At 39.3% G+C, this 15,998-nt stretch carries 16 protein-coding genes; 1 reads left to right on the top strand and 15 read right to left on the bottom strand.

Going from position 1 to position 15,998, the window contains the following annotated elements:
• Window positions 1–2 precede the first annotated feature (2 nt).
• The 15 genes from B7E04_RS09145 to B7E04_RS09075 form a co-directional block, all read right to left on the bottom strand.
• Window positions 3–467, bottom strand: a complete 465-nt coding sequence (locus B7E04_RS09145; protein ID WP_080778366.1) for a hypothetical protein — start codon at window positions 465–467, stop codon at window positions 3–5.
• A gap of 23 nt (window positions 468–490) precedes the next feature.
• Window positions 491–1,078, bottom strand: a complete 588-nt coding sequence (locus B7E04_RS09140; RefSeq protein WP_080778365.1) for an HAD-IB family hydrolase — start codon at window positions 1,076–1,078, stop codon at window positions 491–493.
• 6 nt (window positions 1,079–1,084) lie between these two features.
• Window positions 1,085–1,810 carry an SDR family NAD(P)-dependent oxidoreductase gene (locus tag B7E04_RS09135; protein WP_080778364.1) on the bottom strand — a complete coding sequence of 242 codons (726 nt, stop codon included), beginning with the start codon at window positions 1,808–1,810 and terminating at the stop codon, window positions 1,085–1,087.
• Window positions 1,810–3,129, bottom strand: a complete 1,320-nt coding sequence (locus B7E04_RS09130) for an FAD-binding oxidoreductase (RefSeq protein WP_080778363.1) — start codon at window positions 3,127–3,129, stop codon at window positions 1,810–1,812. The genes B7E04_RS09135 and B7E04_RS09130 overlap by 1 nt, the downstream gene beginning before the upstream one ends.
• Window positions 3,126–4,013 (bottom strand): decaprenyl-phosphate phosphoribosyltransferase, encoded by an 888-nt coding sequence (locus B7E04_RS09125; protein WP_080778362.1) that lies wholly within the window; start codon window positions 4,011–4,013, stop codon window positions 3,126–3,128. Before B7E04_RS09125 ends, B7E04_RS09130 begins: the two co-directional genes overlap by 4 nt.
• A 108-nt stretch (window positions 4,014–4,121) precedes the next feature.
• Window positions 4,122–4,811 (bottom strand): YiaD family glycine zipper/OmpA-like lipoprotein, encoded by a 690-nt coding sequence (locus tag B7E04_RS09120; RefSeq protein ID WP_080778361.1) that lies wholly within the window; start codon window positions 4,809–4,811, stop codon window positions 4,122–4,124.
• 25 nt (window positions 4,812–4,836) lie between these two features.
• Window positions 4,837–5,328 carry a lipocalin family protein gene (locus B7E04_RS09115; RefSeq protein WP_062653737.1) on the bottom strand — a complete coding sequence of 164 codons (492 nt, stop codon included), beginning with the start codon at window positions 5,326–5,328 and terminating at the stop codon, window positions 4,837–4,839.
• Between the two features lie 125 nt (window positions 5,329–5,453).
• Window positions 5,454–7,136, bottom strand: a complete 1,683-nt coding sequence (locus B7E04_RS09110; RefSeq protein WP_080780633.1) for a S8 family serine peptidase — start codon at window positions 7,134–7,136, stop codon at window positions 5,454–5,456.
• Window positions 7,137–7,229: 93 nt separating this feature from the next.
• Window positions 7,230–7,844, bottom strand: a complete 615-nt coding sequence (locus tag B7E04_RS09105) for a WbqC family protein (protein ID WP_185113307.1) — start codon at window positions 7,842–7,844, stop codon at window positions 7,230–7,232.
• Window positions 7,845–7,903: 59 nt separating this feature from the next.
• Window positions 7,904–9,550, bottom strand: coding sequence for a signal peptidase I (gene lepB, locus B7E04_RS09100; protein ID WP_080778360.1), 1,647 nt, complete (start codon window positions 9,548–9,550; stop codon window positions 7,904–7,906).
• 130 nt (window positions 9,551–9,680) lie between these two features.
• On the bottom strand, window positions 9,681–10,382 hold the full coding sequence (gene dapB, locus B7E04_RS09095; RefSeq protein WP_080778359.1) for a 4-hydroxy-tetrahydrodipicolinate reductase: 702 nt from the start codon (window positions 10,380–10,382) through the stop codon (window positions 9,681–9,683).
• A gap of 63 nt (window positions 10,383–10,445) precedes the next feature.
• The gene (locus tag B7E04_RS09090) at window positions 10,446–11,093 is read right to left on the bottom strand and encodes a DUF5683 domain-containing protein (protein ID WP_080778358.1); all 648 of its coding nucleotides are present in this window, start codon (window positions 11,091–11,093) and stop codon (window positions 10,446–10,448) included.
• Complete coding sequence (locus tag B7E04_RS09085) at window positions 11,093–11,983, bottom strand: ParB/RepB/Spo0J family partition protein (protein WP_062653744.1); 891 nt, start codon at window positions 11,981–11,983, stop codon at window positions 11,093–11,095. Before B7E04_RS09085 ends, B7E04_RS09090 begins: the two co-directional genes overlap by 1 nt.
• Window positions 11,984–12,054: 71 nt before the next feature.
• Window positions 12,055–12,828: a ParA family protein gene (locus B7E04_RS09080; protein WP_062653745.1), complete on the bottom strand. Its 774-nt coding sequence runs from the start codon at window positions 12,826–12,828 to the stop codon at window positions 12,055–12,057.
• 165 nt (window positions 12,829–12,993) lie between these two features.
• Window positions 12,994–13,845, bottom strand: a complete 852-nt coding sequence (locus B7E04_RS09075; protein WP_080778357.1) for an energy transducer TonB — start codon at window positions 13,843–13,845, stop codon at window positions 12,994–12,996.
• A 429-nt stretch (window positions 13,846–14,274) separates the two neighbouring features.
• On the opposite strand from B7E04_RS09075, the gene B7E04_RS09070 reads away from it, so the two are divergent.
• A complete protein-coding gene (locus tag B7E04_RS09070; protein ID WP_080778356.1) occupies window positions 14,275–15,837 on the top strand; it encodes a hypothetical protein in 1,563 nt (520 codons plus the stop codon).
• Window positions 15,838–15,998 lie beyond the last annotated feature (161 nt).

The following is a 15,998-nucleotide window of genomic DNA, read 5'->3' as shown; positions in this document are numbered from 1 at the left end:
TTTTATTTTGAGTATTTTAATTCTACAGAGGTAAACTGATAATCTGAAGGCACGGCAAAAATAAACCATGGGTTTGAAATTACCTGGATTTCCATTCCGCCTGATGATGTTTCAGGAACTTCCACATACAGGATATTGTTTTTTACAAAGGTATTTTTGATGGTATTAATTCTGTGGCTTCCTGATCTGAACATTCCCATATGATACACAATTATTTTTTTGTTTTTGGGAAATTTCGGATAGTTGATAGCAGGCTCTTTATTTACTTCGATAAGACCAAAGCTTCCTTTGATGACATTCCGGAATTCCTGTTCGTTCTTTATGATCTTAAATCCGGCTTCATCCGGACCGCCCTGGGCCTCGGATACCAGAAGTTCAGAACTTTCCTGCATACCTGATGATTTTTGAGACGGCGTAGCTGCACAGCTCATTAAGATCGCAGTACATAAAATAAGCAGTCTTTTCATTTTTACATTTTTACCCTTCAAAATTAGTGAAAAAATTGGTAATGACCTTCATTTGCCCATTTCAGCATCTGGCGGTCTCCGGAGGTATCCCCGAAAGCTATTATTTTATCGTATTTCGCTTCGTGTATTTCGGCTTTTATTCTTACCAGCTTTTCTTTTCCGTTGCAGTTTTTTCCAATAAAATTCCCTGTAAAAATGCCGTTTTTAAACTCCGCCCGGGTGGATACGAGCTGCATTTCCAATTCTTCGGCAAAAGGTTTTACCCAAATATCCAGAGAAGCGGTCACCAATAAACTCTGTGTATTATCCCTATCGATATTTTTTATAAAGTCAAGGGCATTTTCACGGACGATTTTTGGATAATGATGCTCGAAAAACTGTTTGGATTTCATTTCAATCTTTTCCTGGGTCTGCCCTTTCAGAATAGAGCCTATAAAGCTTTTCTTTACTTTTTCCGTTTCGGCAAGCTTCAGTTTCAGTAAAATAAAAAGAGGAACGTGCTTTAAAAATTGTATCCGGAATTTGGTAGAATCGTAGAATTTAAGATACAAGAACATGGTATCCTTATACGTTATGGTTCCGTCAAAATCAAAACAATACAATTTTTTCATTTTTTTCTAAAGCTTTAATTTCTTAAATATAAATTCAGGTATATTCCTGATAATCATCATTATAATACTCCAAACCGGCAAAACATATGCCACATTTTTCTGCTTTTTGAAGGCCTTGTAAATGCCGGCCGCCGCTTGTTTGGGGGTTGCGGTCAGTTTCGGATTCAGGGGCAGTCCTTCTGTCATTTTCGTGGCCATAAAGCCGGGTTTAATCGTAAGGACATGCACTTTTTTATCAAAAAGATAATTCCGGAGACCGCTCAGGTAGGCTGTAAAAGCAGCCTTTGCGCTTCCGTAAATAAAATTGCTTTGCCTTCCCCTGTCACCAGCCACAGATGAAAGCCCGATAATGGTTCCGGACCTTCTGCTTTCAAACTTCTGGACAAAGTAGTTCATCACCGGAACCAGCTTTGAATAATTGATATCAATAATTCTTTCCGTATTCCTGTTATCGTAAAGACCTTCTTCAGTTCCTTCTCCCAAATATCCTACCGCACAAAATAATACATTTGAACTGACATGATCAAATGAATTATAATCAATTTCTTTCATCAGGTCAATTTCTATGACTTCAGACTGCTGCAGAAATTTGACATCAATATGCCTTGCAAATCTTTCCGTAGTCTCTTTATTTGAAGTGAAAAGATATATTTTTTCAAACTTTTCCCCTTCCTGGAGAGCCTTTTCCACAAAAGCCTGTGCCACTTCAGACGTACTTCCCAGAACTATCATTATGAATTGTTGTTTATGATTCTTTTGTGCTGTAAAGACACAAATTTTGAACTTTGAATATTTTTAAGGTAATTCGTGAGCGAAGACCGGCTCATGCTGTCTTTGGTGAGATAAATCCTTCCCCCGAACTGCTGTACGATATCATCCAGCTTTTCTACAAGTTTTTTCAGTTTTGAATTCACCTTAAAATCAAGGGCGAGCGTGTACCCTTCAAAAGGAAATGAATTATAAGCTTCAGGATTGTTTTTCCCAAAGAGTTTTAAAACCGCTAAAAATGATCCGTTCCCGCTTGCCGCAATGGTTTCCAGGATCTGTTTCATTCCTTCTCTTCCTGTTTCTTTCGGGATCACCATCTGATACTGGATAAACCCGGATTTTCCATAGATTTTATTCCAGTCGATGATGGCATCCAGCGGATAGAAAAAAGTTTCGTAATCGATGAAGGATTTCACTTCTTTCCTGGTCTGTTTTTTATAATACAGCAGGTTGAAAATTTTAACAGTCAACGCATTCAGTACAAAACCCGGAAAATAAAACGGAACGGTAGGCTGCAGTTTTTTCTTTAATCTTAAAGGCTGTCTGGCCAGGTTTTGCGGAAGCTCATGCTGAAAAGCGTGTTCACCCCTCATTAAAATGCTTCTTCCCAAATTTTTGCCTTTCTGAAGACAGTCGATCCACGCTACAGTATACGTCCAGTTTTCACTTTCTTCAAAAAGCCTGAAAATTTCATCCAGATTCTCTGCTTTGATGCTTTCCTGGCGGATGTAAGCAGATTCTATATTTTTAAGCTTGAATTTTACGGTAAGGATGATCCCGGTAAGGCCCATTCCTCCGATCGTAGCCCAGAATTTATCTGAATTTTCTTCCCGGGAACAGGTAATAATATCCCCGTTTTCGGTCATCAGCTTAAATTCAGTTACATATTCTGAAAAGCAACCTTCAGCATGGTGGTTTTTACCGTGAACATCGGATGCAATGGCACCTCCTACTGTAATAAATTTGGTTCCGGGAGTCACATACAGGAAGTATCCCTGGGGAACTGAAATTTCAAGTACCTCTGAAAGCAGTACTCCGGATTCACATTCTATAATCCCGTTCAGGCGGTCAAAACTGATGAATTTATTTAATTTTTTTGTAGAAAATACCGTTTCCCCTAATGAAGCATCTCCGTAGCATCTTCCGTTTCCTCTTGCAATGACTTCATTATGACTGAGTACAAACTCCTTAATTCTTTTGAAGCTGTCCTCAGATCTCATTTCTTTTTCTACGATGGGAAAATTTCCCCAGTTTGTAATTTTCTGTATGAAATTCGGCTTCATTTTTTAAAGTAAATCTGGATTAAAAATGCGGCTACCCAAAGCAATAAGGTCACCTGGATGTAACGGTCTCTGTAGAGTATTTTTGTGGGAGATTCCGTTCTGTTATATACCAAAGTCTGCTGGAGATATCTTAAAAACGCAAAAACCACGAATATCACGGTAAAGAAAACTCTTTCATGAAATCTTGCCTGAACTTCGGGTGACAGGGTAAACATCAGATAGCAGATAATGGCCAACGTGACTGAAATAGAAAGGGTAATATCTGCAAACTGAACATTATACCCATCCAGAGCTTTTCTTGTTTTCCCGGAAATCTGGGCATTGATGAGTTCTCCCCTTCTTTTCCCGATCGCCAGTACAAGCGCGAGTACAAAAGTCAGCAAAATAGCCCATTGTGAAATATCAATTCCCGTAATGTAACCTCCGGCGAGAACCCTCAGTACAAAACCTATTGCAATAATGAATATATCAATAATCGGGACATGCTTAAGTTTGAAGGTATAGGCCAGATTCATCACAATATAAAAACCTATAATGGTGGCAAACTTCCATAAAGATCCATGAAAGTACATCTGGGCAAAGAAAACAAGCGCCACGTTAACAATAATGAGCCCGGTGAGAATGGCTATCGCTTTTGATTTTGAAATAGCTCCGCTTGCGAGAGGACGTCTTCTTTTTTCAGGGTGTTTCCTGTCGGCCTCAATATCGTTATAATCATTGAGAATATACACCACACTGGCAGCGAGGGAAAAAATGATAAATGCAAAGACACTTTTGCTAAGTAGATCTATATTTGTAATGTTTCCGGAAAAAAACAGAGGGACAAAAACAAACAGGTTTTTCACCCATTGCTCCACACGGAGGAGTTTCAGATATTTCTTCATTTATGCTATTTCGGTTACAAAAATAGGGATTTCAAAATTCAAAACATAAAAATACAAAAAAAACCGCCGAGGCGGTCTTTTACGAAAATATTTATATCAATAAATTAATTACTGCCCTTGCTTGGCATCATTAATCATCTTTTCATTAGCGGTGATTGCAAATTCCACTCTTCTGTTTTTAGCTCTTCCTTCGTCTGTATCGTTGGTTGCTACCGGCATTGCTTCTCCTTCTCCTTTAGTAATCATTCTGGATGATGCAATTCCTTTTCCTGATAGATATGCTTTTACAGCATCTGCTCTTCTCTGAGAAAGTGACAAGTTATAAGAATCCGAACCTTTACTGTCTGTGTGACCGTAGATGTTGATGTTGGTGTCAGGGTTGTCTACAAGAACCTGAGCCAGTTTATCAAGGTTGGTCTGCGCCACAGATGTAAGGTTTGAGGAATCAAATGCAAAGTTTACAATGCTTTCGTTCATGGTAATTTTAATACCGTCCCCTACTCTTTCTACTTCAGCACCAGGTAAGGTTTCTTTAATCTGTTTGGCCTGCTTGTCCATCTTATTACCGATTACGTTACCTGCAACACCACCGATAATACCTCCTAATACTGCACCTAAAGCTGCATTTTTACCTTTACCTACATTATTTCCTAAAATCCCTCCGATTACAGCTCCGGAAGCCACCCCTACGGCCGTACCTCTCTGCTGGTGGTTAGAATTCTGAACAGCTTCACAGCTTGTTAATAGTAATGCGGATGATAAGAAAAGAGCTCCTATATATGTTTTAGTTAATTTCATTGTTTTGGTCTTTTATATTGATAAATTATTTCATTCCTGTTCTCTGGAAGTTGTAAACAACCTGTACTGTGCTTCCATCGAATGGAACATTCTGTACAAGTGAGAATTGGTCTGTAGACTGATTTGTAATCGTTAGAGAATAGCCTGCCAGGTTTTGTTTGGCTTTGGTACCCGCAGCTATTTTTTTGAACATGAAGGTATTGCCATCTTTTACTTCAAATTTAATAGGCTGTGTAACGCTTGGGCAAGCGCCACCACCATTTAAAGTATAGGCACCGGTATAGTTATTGGGAATTAATCTCCAATGGCTTCCTACGAAACACTGAGCATCTGCTCCTTCATCAAAAGGCTTTATTTTCAAACCTTTTTCATAATCCACACTTACAATTTGCCAGTCACCTTTTAATTTAAGGTATTCGACTCTCTGATTCTGTGAATTTTCTGCGTTTTTTACTGAGGAACAAGACACTGCAAAAAGTGATGTTCCAATCAATCCTGCAAGTAGTAACTTTTTCATTATGTTGTTTATTATTTTGTTAGTATTAAAGTTACAAAAAACCGTGCCAAATTGAATTATAAAAATAAAAAAAGTCCGAAAATTTCGGACTTTAAATGGTTTCTCCTTATATACAGGAAGATAAATTATTTTTTAACAGCCTTTTTTACGGATTTCGCAGGCTTCTTGGAAACTGAAGATTTTCCTTTGTAAAAATTCGTGTATGCATATTCTGCGGCTTTCTGAAGATCTATTACTCCACCAGCCTGAGAATAGTCAGGGAATTGGTTTTCAGCGCTCAGGTTGCTGCTTTTTACCAAGGCTTCGATGATCTGATCCGGTTTCAGCTCAGGCATATAAGCCAGCAGTACAGTAGCTGCTCCGGCAACCACTGGAGATGCCATGGAAGTCCCCTGAAGATATTTGTATTCATTTTTAGGTACAGTAGAATAAATTTCTTCCCCCGGTGCAAATACATTAACCATTTTCTTATTGTAGTTGGAGAAATCAGCTCTGAGCTGGTTGTTTCTGTTTGTGCTCGCTCCTACTACCACTACGTTATTTACAAATGGTTTTTCATCTGCAACGTTTTTAAAATTGGTAGGAAAAGCAAGATGTTCAGCTACATCTTCATTTTCGTTACCAGCTGCTTTCACCAGAAGTACTCCTTTGTCTTCAGCATATTTGAAAGCATCCCACACTACATTTTTACCTGGTGATACCGGTTTTCCGAAGCTCATGTTCAGAATTCTGGCCCCGTTGTCTACGGCATATCTGATAGCGTTGGCAACATCCTTATCTCTTTCGTCTCCGTTTGGAACGGTTCTTACAGACATGATTTTAGCTACTTTTGAAGCCACTCCGTACTGGATTTCTTTTCCTTGCGGAAGTCCTGCGATGATACCTGCAACATGGGTTCCGTGTTCTGCATCAGGACCTTCATAATCATTGTTTCCATAACTTTTTTCGGAATAGTCGTCGTAGTTATCACCTACGATTTCTTTTCTCGGGTCATAGCTCAGATCATATTGTTTGGCCTGTGGTGCAAAATGATCAATCGCCTCTTTCATCTGCTCTTTCATTAATTTTTCAAATTCAGCAGAAGATTTTCCCTGGAATTCAGGATTCTGTGAAACCTGACCAAGAATCTGAAGCGCAATGGCATCATCCTGTGCCGTAGAAGGTTTAATTGTTTCCAGGGTAGCTGCTGTAACAGGCTTACCTCCCAACATTTTCATCATATTAGGAATCAGACTGTTGATTTTGGTATAGGTCTGAAAACCTTGTTTTGCTTCTGCACTTTTTTTAGTGAAAAGCTCTTTGGATTTCATATACATGGCAAACTCTTCCGGCATTTTAGCCTGGTTTGCTTTGTTTTTGGTAGAATCATCGCCTTCGAAAACAGGTTTGTATTTGGCAACAACTCTGGTTACTTCCATGTTGTCTATATCAATATCCCCGTTTTTTCCGCCGATAAAGTTCCAGCCGTGTACGTCATCAATATATCCGTTTCCATCATCATCTTTTCCATTTCCGGGAACCTCATTAGGATTTGACCATACATTTTTCACAAGACCCGGGTGATCTACCTGAACCCCGCTGTCTAAAACTCCCACTACAACAGTTTTAGGTTTAAGACCTTTGGACTCTAAATATTTATAGGCATTTGCCGTATTTACTCCGTACACTTTTGATGTAGAAAAATCTTTATGATACCAGGTCATCAGATCTTTATCTTCTTTTGGATCCGTGCTCTTTGCCTGAGCTTCCTGAGCGTAAGAGAAACTAAAACCTGCCAGAAAAACAGCAGCCAATAATACTTTTTTCATAATGTTTATATTATTTTTTAATCCGATGCCGTCAGTATTTTCATGTGTCTGTTTCCGCAGAAAAACCCACAACGGCATTTGCATGTACCATGCTTATTTTATGTTCTTTATATATGTCAGCGATTCAGGTCCTTTGTTACAAATAAGGTCTAAAACGGACAGATCTTTTAAAAACCCCAGTTTATCGGAGAAGGTCTGGTAATAATCTTCCATCTGAAATTCTGAAGGAAGTTTAGCCGAAAATTTCTCTCTAAAATTAATACTTTCAGGATTTTTGATATATTCTTTATTCAAAGACTGTGCCTTTTCTGTTTTAAGAATCTGCTGTATTATTTCCAGCCCTTTGAGGTTAAAATCCAGAAGAAACTTCTCCTCCAGATCAAATATTTTTCTGAATTTATCTTCATAATATTCGAAATAGGGCGAGCTCTGGTAGGCTGTTTTGATGGACTTCCAGTGCAGATTCCTCCAGTCTTCCCGGTAAGAGATCTCGATATCTTTATACTCCCTTTTCCCGTTGTGATTGATGGGAATGATCAGGGAAAGCTTTCCGTTGGCCCCATAGATATTAGCTCTGTTTCTGTAGGTCTGCTTCGGGAAATTTTCAAACTGTTCAAATATAATTTCGTTTTCAGGATTCAAAAACACTGAAAACCATGAAACCGGAGGCATATAAAATACCGGCAATAATACATTCGTCATATTCATGATACAAAAATGAAGTATTTTTTCAAATACTTCATTCTATTTTTAATTTTTTAATTCAATTATGCTTCGTCTTCCGTTTTTTTCTTTCTGAATAATTTCACGAAATACTCCCATCCGAAGAAGAGGATCAGGATCATGGCAGCAATCCACCAGTAAGAAGTTTTATTAGCTTCCCCTGTATTCGTTGCCTTGAACATTCTTTCCCAACGGATTTTGAACGGAGCCTGATAAGAAGAACTGCTGTCTGAGAAAGCGCCCTGAAGGCTCATCCAGGTGAACATTGGCTTTCCTACGATGTTTTCTTCCGGAACCACCCCAAAGAATCTTGCATCCAGTGAAGCATCCCTGTTATCCCCTACCATCATATAATAATCCTGCTGAATGGTATACTGGGTGGCTTCTTTTCCATTGATGAAAATCTTTCCGTTCTTTTTCTCAAGGCTGTTGTGCTCATATTCTGAAATAATCCACTGGTACATCGGAAGCGTTTCGTTATTGATCGCTACTACATCTCCTTTCTTAGGGATTTTCAGCGGTCCGTACCAATCCTGGTTCCATGGTTTGTTGATTGGATAAATGGATTGGGTAGTGTCTATTTTTGTTTTGGCTTCGTCTCTGTAATATACGGCGGCTTCTCCTTTTGGTGTTATATCCTCTTTCATGTCTATCACCTGAGGAAGTGCCCCGATTTCCTTAGCCGTTTTGTCTGTCAGTCCCTGGAAAGCATACATATAGCCTTTATCCCCTTGAATCTCCTGTACCGGTAAGAACCCATAGGTGTTATACAGTGCGGGAATATCTAGCTGACTTCCGGTATTCACGATATATCTGTGCTGTACTTCCTGATCTCCCAGAACTGTTTCAGGCTTACCGTTCACAAAAAGTCTTCCTGCTCTCATTTCAAATGTATCACCGGCAACGGCCACACATCTTTTAACATAAGGATCTTTTCTGTCGATGGCTGTATGAACTGAATCCCGAGGGTAGTTGAACACCACCACATCATTTTTCTGTGGCTTGTTAAACTGTAAAATTCTTGTGTAAGGAAGTTTTACAGCATCAACGTACGATTTTGCATCATCTTTCGGGTTTCCTTTCTGTCCGGTATCCATAATGGTTCCCTGAAGGAATGGAATCGCCACGGGACGCATCGGCATTCTGTATCCGTAGCTCCACTTATTCACAAAAAGGAAGTCGCCAACCAGTAATGTTCTTTCCATAGAGCCTGTAGGGATTCCAAACGGCTGCGTTACAAAAACGTGAATAATGGTTGCAAAAACCACGGCAAAAGTAATGGAGCCTATGAAGGTATCTTTCTTTTTTGATTCTTTTTCTTCTTCTGTAATAAAAAGATCATTTGCATTCTCATCTTCTATTTCAGCATCTTTGGAATAGTTTACCGTAGCCATATAGATGAAAGGCAGGATCACGGTAAGAAGCTGGTTCTGGAAAAGGCTTTTCCCAAATTTCTTCATTAAATAAATATGAAAAACCGACATCATAATAGGTCCTACTATCGGAAGATAAGCGAGGATAGCCCACCATTTCGGATGCTTGGTCTCCTTTAGAATAATAAAGTAATTATAAAAAGGGATGAATGCCAATAAAGGACTGTATCCCATTTTTTTGAACAGCTTCCAGGTGGAGATCCCCATCAATACAGAGAGAATGAGAACATATACTGTATAAGTCAGAAAATAATTCATAGTTTTTTGTGCCTATTCTAAAATATCTAAATGATAAATGATGAGTAATAAATGATTTCAGCGCTCTGCTATAATTTACTAGTCATCATTTCCTTTTTATTGGTATGCAATTTAAAGAATTTGTTACAAATTAAAGCCCCAAAACGTCTTTCATTGTAAAATTTCCTTTTTTATCCTTGATCCATTCTGCTGCAACCACAGCTCCGAGTGCAAACCCGTTTCTGTTGAAGGCTGTATGTTTGATCTCAATTTCATCTACCTCGCTTTTGTAAAAAACGCTGTGGGTACCCGGTACCTCATCTTCGCGGACCGCGAAAATCCCGAGCTGATCCCCTTGGGTTTCTTCCAGTTTCCAGGCGTTAAATTGAGGATTATGCTTGATGATCCCTTCTGCAATAGAGATTGCAGTTCCGCTGGGTGCATCTTTTTTGTGGATGTGATGAATTTCTTCCAGCTGGCATGAATATTCATCTACATTTTTCATGATTTCAGCTACTTTTTCGTTCAGGGCAAAAAATAAATTTACCCCTAAACTGAAATTGGAACCGTATATGAATGCTGAGCCGCTATCGACAGCCATTTTTTCAACTTCTTCTTTTTTCTCCAGCCAGCCGGTGGTTCCGCAGATCACAGGAATTTTGTTCTCCAGACAGGCTTTGATATTGTCAAATGCCACTTCAGGCAGTGAAAATTCAATGGCTACATCCGGATTATTAAGATTTTCAGCGGTTGGAGTTTCTTTCAGGCGGGCTACAATTTCATGTCCTCTCTTCTGTGCGATCTCATCGATGATCTTCCCCATTTTACCATATCCAACTAATGCTATTCTCATGTGATATCTGTATTGTTTATGATCTCAAAAGCCTTGCGGTTTTGAATGATCTTATTTATTTTTTTAAAATCTGTAACTTAAACTTAACCCTGTTTTCGGTGTCGTAAATCCGTACTGATCCTGGATTACCGTAGGATTGAAACTAAGATCCGGGTCATGACGGCTTTCATAAAGATGCGCATCTACCACTGCATCCACAATGTTTAAAATATAGATCAAACCTGTGATGGCAATTGCATAGTCTCTTTGTCTTTTTGAACGGTCCTGGGCATTCCCCAGTGCCACTTTGTCCAGCCACGGATGACTGTCCACAAATTCGTTAGGGGTTCCGTTCAGTTTTGCGATATAATATTCCCTGTATTTTCTATACTGGTTGTTGCTCCAGATGGCATATCCTACTCCTGCCCCCACAGCACCCCATACAATAGGAATCTTAATGTATTTTTTGTTGTAATACTGCCCAAGCCCTGGAAATACTGCGGAATACAATCCGGCCCTTGTAGGATTCAGTTTGATGGTCTTTTTGGTAGGCCCGTTTGCATTTTCAAGGTCTTCAACAATCTTAGCTTCTGTCTTTGAAGGTTTTGAAGGCTGGATTATTACGATACTGTCCTTTGGAAGAGGGTTGGCAATGACCGTGTCGCTGGGCGTTACCTGCGAGTACATGAAAGCAAAAGTGCACAGAAAAAATGTGAAAAATATTTTCTTCATTATTTAATATGGGATAAAATATACTCCAGTTCTTCTTCATTTTTGAAGTCCAGGACAATTTTACCTTTTTTACCGTTTCCGGAGGTTTTGATCTCAACTTTTACGTCTAAAATATCAGCGATCGTTTTCTGAGCTCTTTTATAATTATTGGAAAGCTCGGTACTGGCCTTTTTCGCTGCCGGTGATTTAGGGTTCTTCAATGCCGTTGCAGCCTGCTCAGCCTGGCGTACATTGAGTTTTTCTTTAATGATCAGATCAAATAAAATCTGCTGATGCTCTTCGTTTTCAAGACTGATAATGGCTCTTCCGTGCCCGGCAGAAATCTCACCGCTCCTGATAGCATTCTGAATATCAGGATTCAGTCTTAACAAACGGATAGAGTTGGTAATAGTACTTCTGTCCTTTCCTACTCTCTGGCTCAGGTTTTCCTGGGTAAGACCGATCTCGTCCAAAAGTCTCTGATAAGTCAAAGCGATCTCGATAGCATCAAGATCTTCTCTCTGGATATTTTCAACAAGAGCCATTTCAAGAAGCTCCTGATCATTGACTAAACGGATATAGGCAGGAATCGTCGGAAGGCCTGCAATTTTACTGGCACGGTACCGTCTTTCCCCGGATATAATCTCGAACTTTTCACCATCTTTCCTTAAGGTAACCGGTTGGATTACGCCTAAGTTTTTGATTGACAGGGCAAGCTCGTTTAATGCTTTTTCGTCAAAATAAGTCCTTGGCTGGGTCGGGTTCGGATAAATATCTTCCAGAGCTACCTCTACGATATTTCCTACAAACTTATCTGCTCCTTCATCGGTAGCGGAGTTGATACTCGCTTTGGATTCTGCACTTAAAATAGCGCCTAAACCGCGTCCCATAGCTCTTTTTTTGTCCTTCATAGATATAATTGATCAATGATGATTGATAAGTGATGGTGCTCATTCACTTACAGGATTCATGTATTATATAATTAATTTTTTACTAAGTTTTCGTTTTTCAACAGAACTTCTTCTGCCAGCTGGATGTACTGGATGGCTCCTTTGCTTTCCGCATCGTAGTTCAGGATACTTTCCCCAAAACTAGGGGCTTCACTCAATCTTACGTTTCTGCTGATAATCGTTTCAAAAACCATATCAGGGAAATGGGAATTTACTTCTTCCACTACCTGGTTAGACAGTCTTAATCTGCTGTCATACATCGTAAGGAGAAGACCTTCGATACCCAGATCTTTATTGTGGATTTTCTGTACATTCTTCACTGTGTTCAAAAGCTTTCCTAATCCTTCCAGGGCAAAATATTCGCACTGGATCGGGATAATCACTGAATCTGCCGCTGTAAGCGCATTCACGGTAATAAGCCCTAAACTCGGGGCACAGTCGATAATGATATAGTCATAATCATCTCTCACTTCTGCCAATGCTTTTTTCAGCATGTACTCGCGATTTTCTTTGTCCACAAGCTCAATTTCCGCTGCTACAAGGTCAATATGGGAAGGGATGATATCAAGATTAGGTGTTGCTGTCCTCTTGATACATGCTCTGGTCTCTGCACTGTGTTCCAGAAGATTGTAGGTAGAATACTGAACGTCTTCCACCCCAAGGCCTGAAGTTGCATTCGCCTGCGGATCTGCATCAATGATCAATATTCTTTTTTCCAATACCCCTAATGCTGCCGCCAGATTTACAGCTGTTGTTGTTTTTCCAACTCCTCCTTTTTGGTTAGCGATCCCTATGATTTTTGCCATTATTAGAACTTTAGGTTTCAAAAATACACTTTTTTCTTTGCCCCTGATGAGTGACGAAATTCAAAATTGAGTTAAAATATTGTTAATAAGCTCTTTAACAATTAAAAAAATTATCCACAAAAAAAATTCTTTGTGGATAACTATCAGGATTTGTTTTTTATCTGATTATTCAAAGTTCATGGAAATCGGAAATTTAAAATAACTTCTTACATTTTCACCCTGCTTATTTTTAGCAGGTTTCCACAATCCTTTAATACTTTTAATGGTTCTGATGGCTTCACTATTGAACCCAGCCTCTTTGCCGTTGGCTTTAAGTCCGGAAATGGTTCCGTCTTTTTCCACAATAAAGGTGATCACTGTTTTCATGGTTTCTCCACTATCTTCAAACTGGGAACCGTCAAAATTGTTCATCACTTTATTTCTGAATGCATCAATTCCTCCTGCAAATACAGCTTCAGCACTTAGCTCGCCCGGATTTGCTATCTCGTTGTTATCTGGTTGAGGTTTTGGTGGATCTATACGCGGAGGTGCAATTGGTCCTTTTCCAATACCATCACTAATTATTGGTGTATACGAATCATTTTTAACAGGCTCTGCCGTAAAATCATTTTTTAAACCAGCCACTGCATCATCAGGAATGGTAGTTTTTTTTGTATCATCCGGTGCTGTACTAGATGGTGTAGGCACCGTCGCATCATATTGTCTTACTCTCTGAGGAGCGGTTTCTATAGGATTAATTTTTACAGGAGGAGTAACAGGGACATCTGGCGGAACAACAGGTTCTACAAACTCAATTACCACTCCGCCCGGTCCTTCAGACGGCGCATCATTACTAAACGCCGAAATCACAAACGGTGTTATTGAAATAGCAGCCAGTAAGCTTACTCCGACAAAAAGCGCCTTGGTTAATAACCGATCTGATTCATTTCTTAATACATAAGCTCCGTATTCTTTGTTGCGGTGCTCGAAAAGAACTTCGTTAAAGCGAAATTCCTGGTTTTGGTTTAGGTGTTTCATCACTATTAAATATTTAAACTGTTAAAATCAGTGATTATTAGTTTTAAGTGTTCTTATCGATAAGTAATGATTCGATATCAAAACATCTGCCAAAATTTTATCAAAACATCAACATTTTAAAAATTTTTATAACAAAATGCAAAATTTAACATTCTCAAAGGTTAGAAATATTCAAAAACAGAATACAGTACGTTTTATTTTTCGCAAAAAACACCTCATTATTTACCATATATACATCATAAAATAAAAATCAGTGAAAACCACATCGCAAAACAGGAAAATCACTGATGAATCAGTTTCAAATCTGAAATACATTTGTACCATAGAAAAATCGGGGATGCTGAAAACCGAAAAGAGTAAGCAAAGAAAATTTTTAAAAACTAATATATTATGCCAACTTTAACTCAAGACGCAAAAACTCAATCATTAATGAGCATGCTTTTAAAGCAGGTTTATGACACGGTAACGAACGGAGGAAATCCTGAACATTTAGGAACAGACGATTTTATTGCATTTGATCCGGTAGGGATTACTCTTTCTGAAGACACATTTGATTATGCATTAAACGGACTTTTCGGGGATGCTCCTTCTCCAAAGCCAATGCTGGACGGTACAGGAAAACCGGTTATGGATGCAGACGGAAATCCCAAAATAGATATGGAAGCCTACCAAACCGCTTTATCCAACAGTAAATTCAAAAAATATCTACAGATGGAGCAGTTTGCAGCAATGGTTGATTCAATTCCTTCACATCTTCCGCCGCTTACTGAAGACGGAAAAGGAAGAGCCATCACGATCATGAACGACTCGCAGAAAAGAGTATCAAAGGTTTACGAAGATCTTTTACAGTGGTCTGTAGTGGTAGATACGGATTTCGACAAGAAAATAGAGAAAAAACTGGATTCTCTGCGTGATAAATTATTTAAAATCAAAAAAGTAAAGAATCCGGATTTTGATGAGAATGCTCCTGTAGATGATTTCAACAAACCTGAGCTGATCCATACTTTCGTAGCGCCTACTTATGCCAAATACGTAGAATACCAGGTAAAGTATTATGATATCGTGGATGCGAACAACGAGATCAGAACTGCTGCCGACAACGGAGATACCGATGCCATGGCCAAATTATCCATTGACGGAAAAAACATGAAGAAGCGTGAAGATGCCGCTCTAAAGGCGTGGCAGTCTTTAGGATATAAAGAAGCTGTGGAAAGAATTCAGAATTACCTTAGTGAAATTGAGGAAAAACACATGCTGGTGATCAAGAAGAGAATCCAGGCGGAATTCAGAAACAGCCAGAGAACAAGAATTCTGGATTACACCAATTATTCTCCGTGTATTCCTGTAGCAGCGAATGCTTTGAAAGAATCGAAAGGATGGCCGGAAATTTCAATCTCACAAGGAAAATCAAATTACGACTATTCCAAATCCATCCACAACTGGGGAGTAGCCGGAGGTTTCAGCATGGGACTATTCTCTATCGGAGCCAAAGCGGGCGGTAAAAATGAAAAGACACAGATAAAATCCGACTACACCAGCATGGACATCTCCTTCAAAGTAGGAAAAGTAAGAGTGGAAAGAGGCTGGTTCAATCAGCAATTCATCGAATCCAAATACTGGAAGCTTCACGAGCAGTCTCCGCAAACCTTGAACGGCGACATGATCAGTGACGGAAAAGGAAAAGGATTAATGCCTTCCATTATTACAGAACTGATCATCGCCAAGGATGTTTCCCTTAATTTCAAGAGCAGCAACTCTGCGTACACTGAAGTAAAAAACTCCATCAATGCAGGTGGTGCCGTGGGAATAGGACCTTTCATGATCGGAGGAAACTACAGCTATGATGACCAGAATGTACGATCTACCTATGAATGGGACGACAAAAAGCTGATCTCTAAAGGAATCTACATCATTGGATACAAATGCCACATTGTTCCGAAATCTCCAAACCCGAACCCGGAAATCAAAAAATGGGCAGACGGAAAGTCTTAAGAAGTAAGGGAGTCTGAAGATGAAGGATGGAAGTTATCTAACCGAAAAGAAGCAAACAGTACATTAACTTCAAGCTTCCCTTCTCCCCTCTTCCAACCTTATAACCTAATATATCCTTCTCAATACGAATAGCCGGTGGAAATTTTTTCTGCCGGTTATTC

Origin of the sequence: Chryseobacterium phocaeense (assembly GCF_900169075.1) — a bacterium.
GTDB lineage: Bacteria > Bacteroidota > Bacteroidia > Flavobacteriales > Weeksellaceae > Chryseobacterium > Chryseobacterium phocaeense.
Note: the sequence above shows the minus strand (reverse complement) of the source record. Positions and strands in the feature narration are given on the sequence as shown.

What these genes read in the sequence shown, in the direction of transcription:
- B7E04_RS09090 (WP_080778358.1), bottom strand. Translation starts at nt 11,093, where the DNA reads ATGAAGAAAATATTTTTCACATTTTTTCTGTGCACTTTTGCTTTCATG.
- B7E04_RS09080 (WP_062653745.1), bottom strand. Translation starts at nt 12,828, where the DNA reads ATGGCAAAAATCATAGGGATCGCTAACCAAAAAGGAGGAGTTGGAAAA.
- B7E04_RS09115 (WP_062653737.1), bottom strand. Translation starts at nt 5,328, where the DNA reads ATGAAAAAGTTACTACTTGCAGGATTGATTGGAACATCACTTTTTGCA.
- B7E04_RS09120 (WP_080778361.1), bottom strand. Translation starts at nt 4,811, where the DNA reads ATGAAATTAACTAAAACATATATAGGAGCTCTTTTCTTATCATCCGCA.
- B7E04_RS09105 (WP_185113307.1), bottom strand. Translation starts at nt 7,844, where the DNA reads ATGAATATGACGAATGTATTATTGCCGGTATTTTATATGCCTCCGGTT.
- B7E04_RS09070 (WP_080778356.1), top strand. Translation starts at nt 14,275, where the DNA reads ATGAGCATGCTTTTAAAGCAGGTTTATGACACGGTAACGAACGGAGGA.
- B7E04_RS09085 (WP_062653744.1), bottom strand. Translation starts at nt 11,983, where the DNA reads ATGAAGGACAAAAAAAGAGCTATGGGACGCGGTTTAGGCGCTATTTTA.
- lepB (WP_080778360.1), bottom strand. Translation starts at nt 9,550, where the DNA reads ATGAATTATTTTCTGACTTATACAGTATATGTTCTCATTCTCTCTGTA.
- dapB (WP_080778359.1), bottom strand. Translation starts at nt 10,382, where the DNA reads ATGAGAATAGCATTAGTTGGATATGGTAAAATGGGGAAGATCATCGAT.
- B7E04_RS09140 (WP_080778365.1), bottom strand. Translation starts at nt 1,078, where the DNA reads ATGAAAAAATTGTATTGTTTTGATTTTGACGGAACCATAACGTATAAG.
- B7E04_RS09110 (WP_080780633.1), bottom strand. Translation starts at nt 7,136, where the DNA reads ATGAAAAAAGTATTATTGGCTGCTGTTTTTCTGGCAGGTTTTAGTTTC.
- B7E04_RS09125 (WP_080778362.1), bottom strand. Translation starts at nt 4,013, where the DNA reads ATGAAGAAATATCTGAAACTCCTCCGTGTGGAGCAATGGGTGAAAAAC.
- B7E04_RS09145 (WP_080778366.1), bottom strand. Translation starts at nt 467, where the DNA reads ATGAAAAGACTGCTTATTTTATGTACTGCGATCTTAATGAGCTGTGCA.
- B7E04_RS09075 (WP_080778357.1), bottom strand. Translation starts at nt 13,845, where the DNA reads ATGAAACACCTAAACCAAAACCAGGAATTTCGCTTTAACGAAGTTCTT.
- B7E04_RS09135 (WP_080778364.1), bottom strand. Translation starts at nt 1,810, where the DNA reads ATGATAGTTCTGGGAAGTACGTCTGAAGTGGCACAGGCTTTTGTGGAA.
- B7E04_RS09130 (WP_080778363.1), bottom strand. Translation starts at nt 3,129, where the DNA reads ATGAAGCCGAATTTCATACAGAAAATTACAAACTGGGGAAATTTTCCC.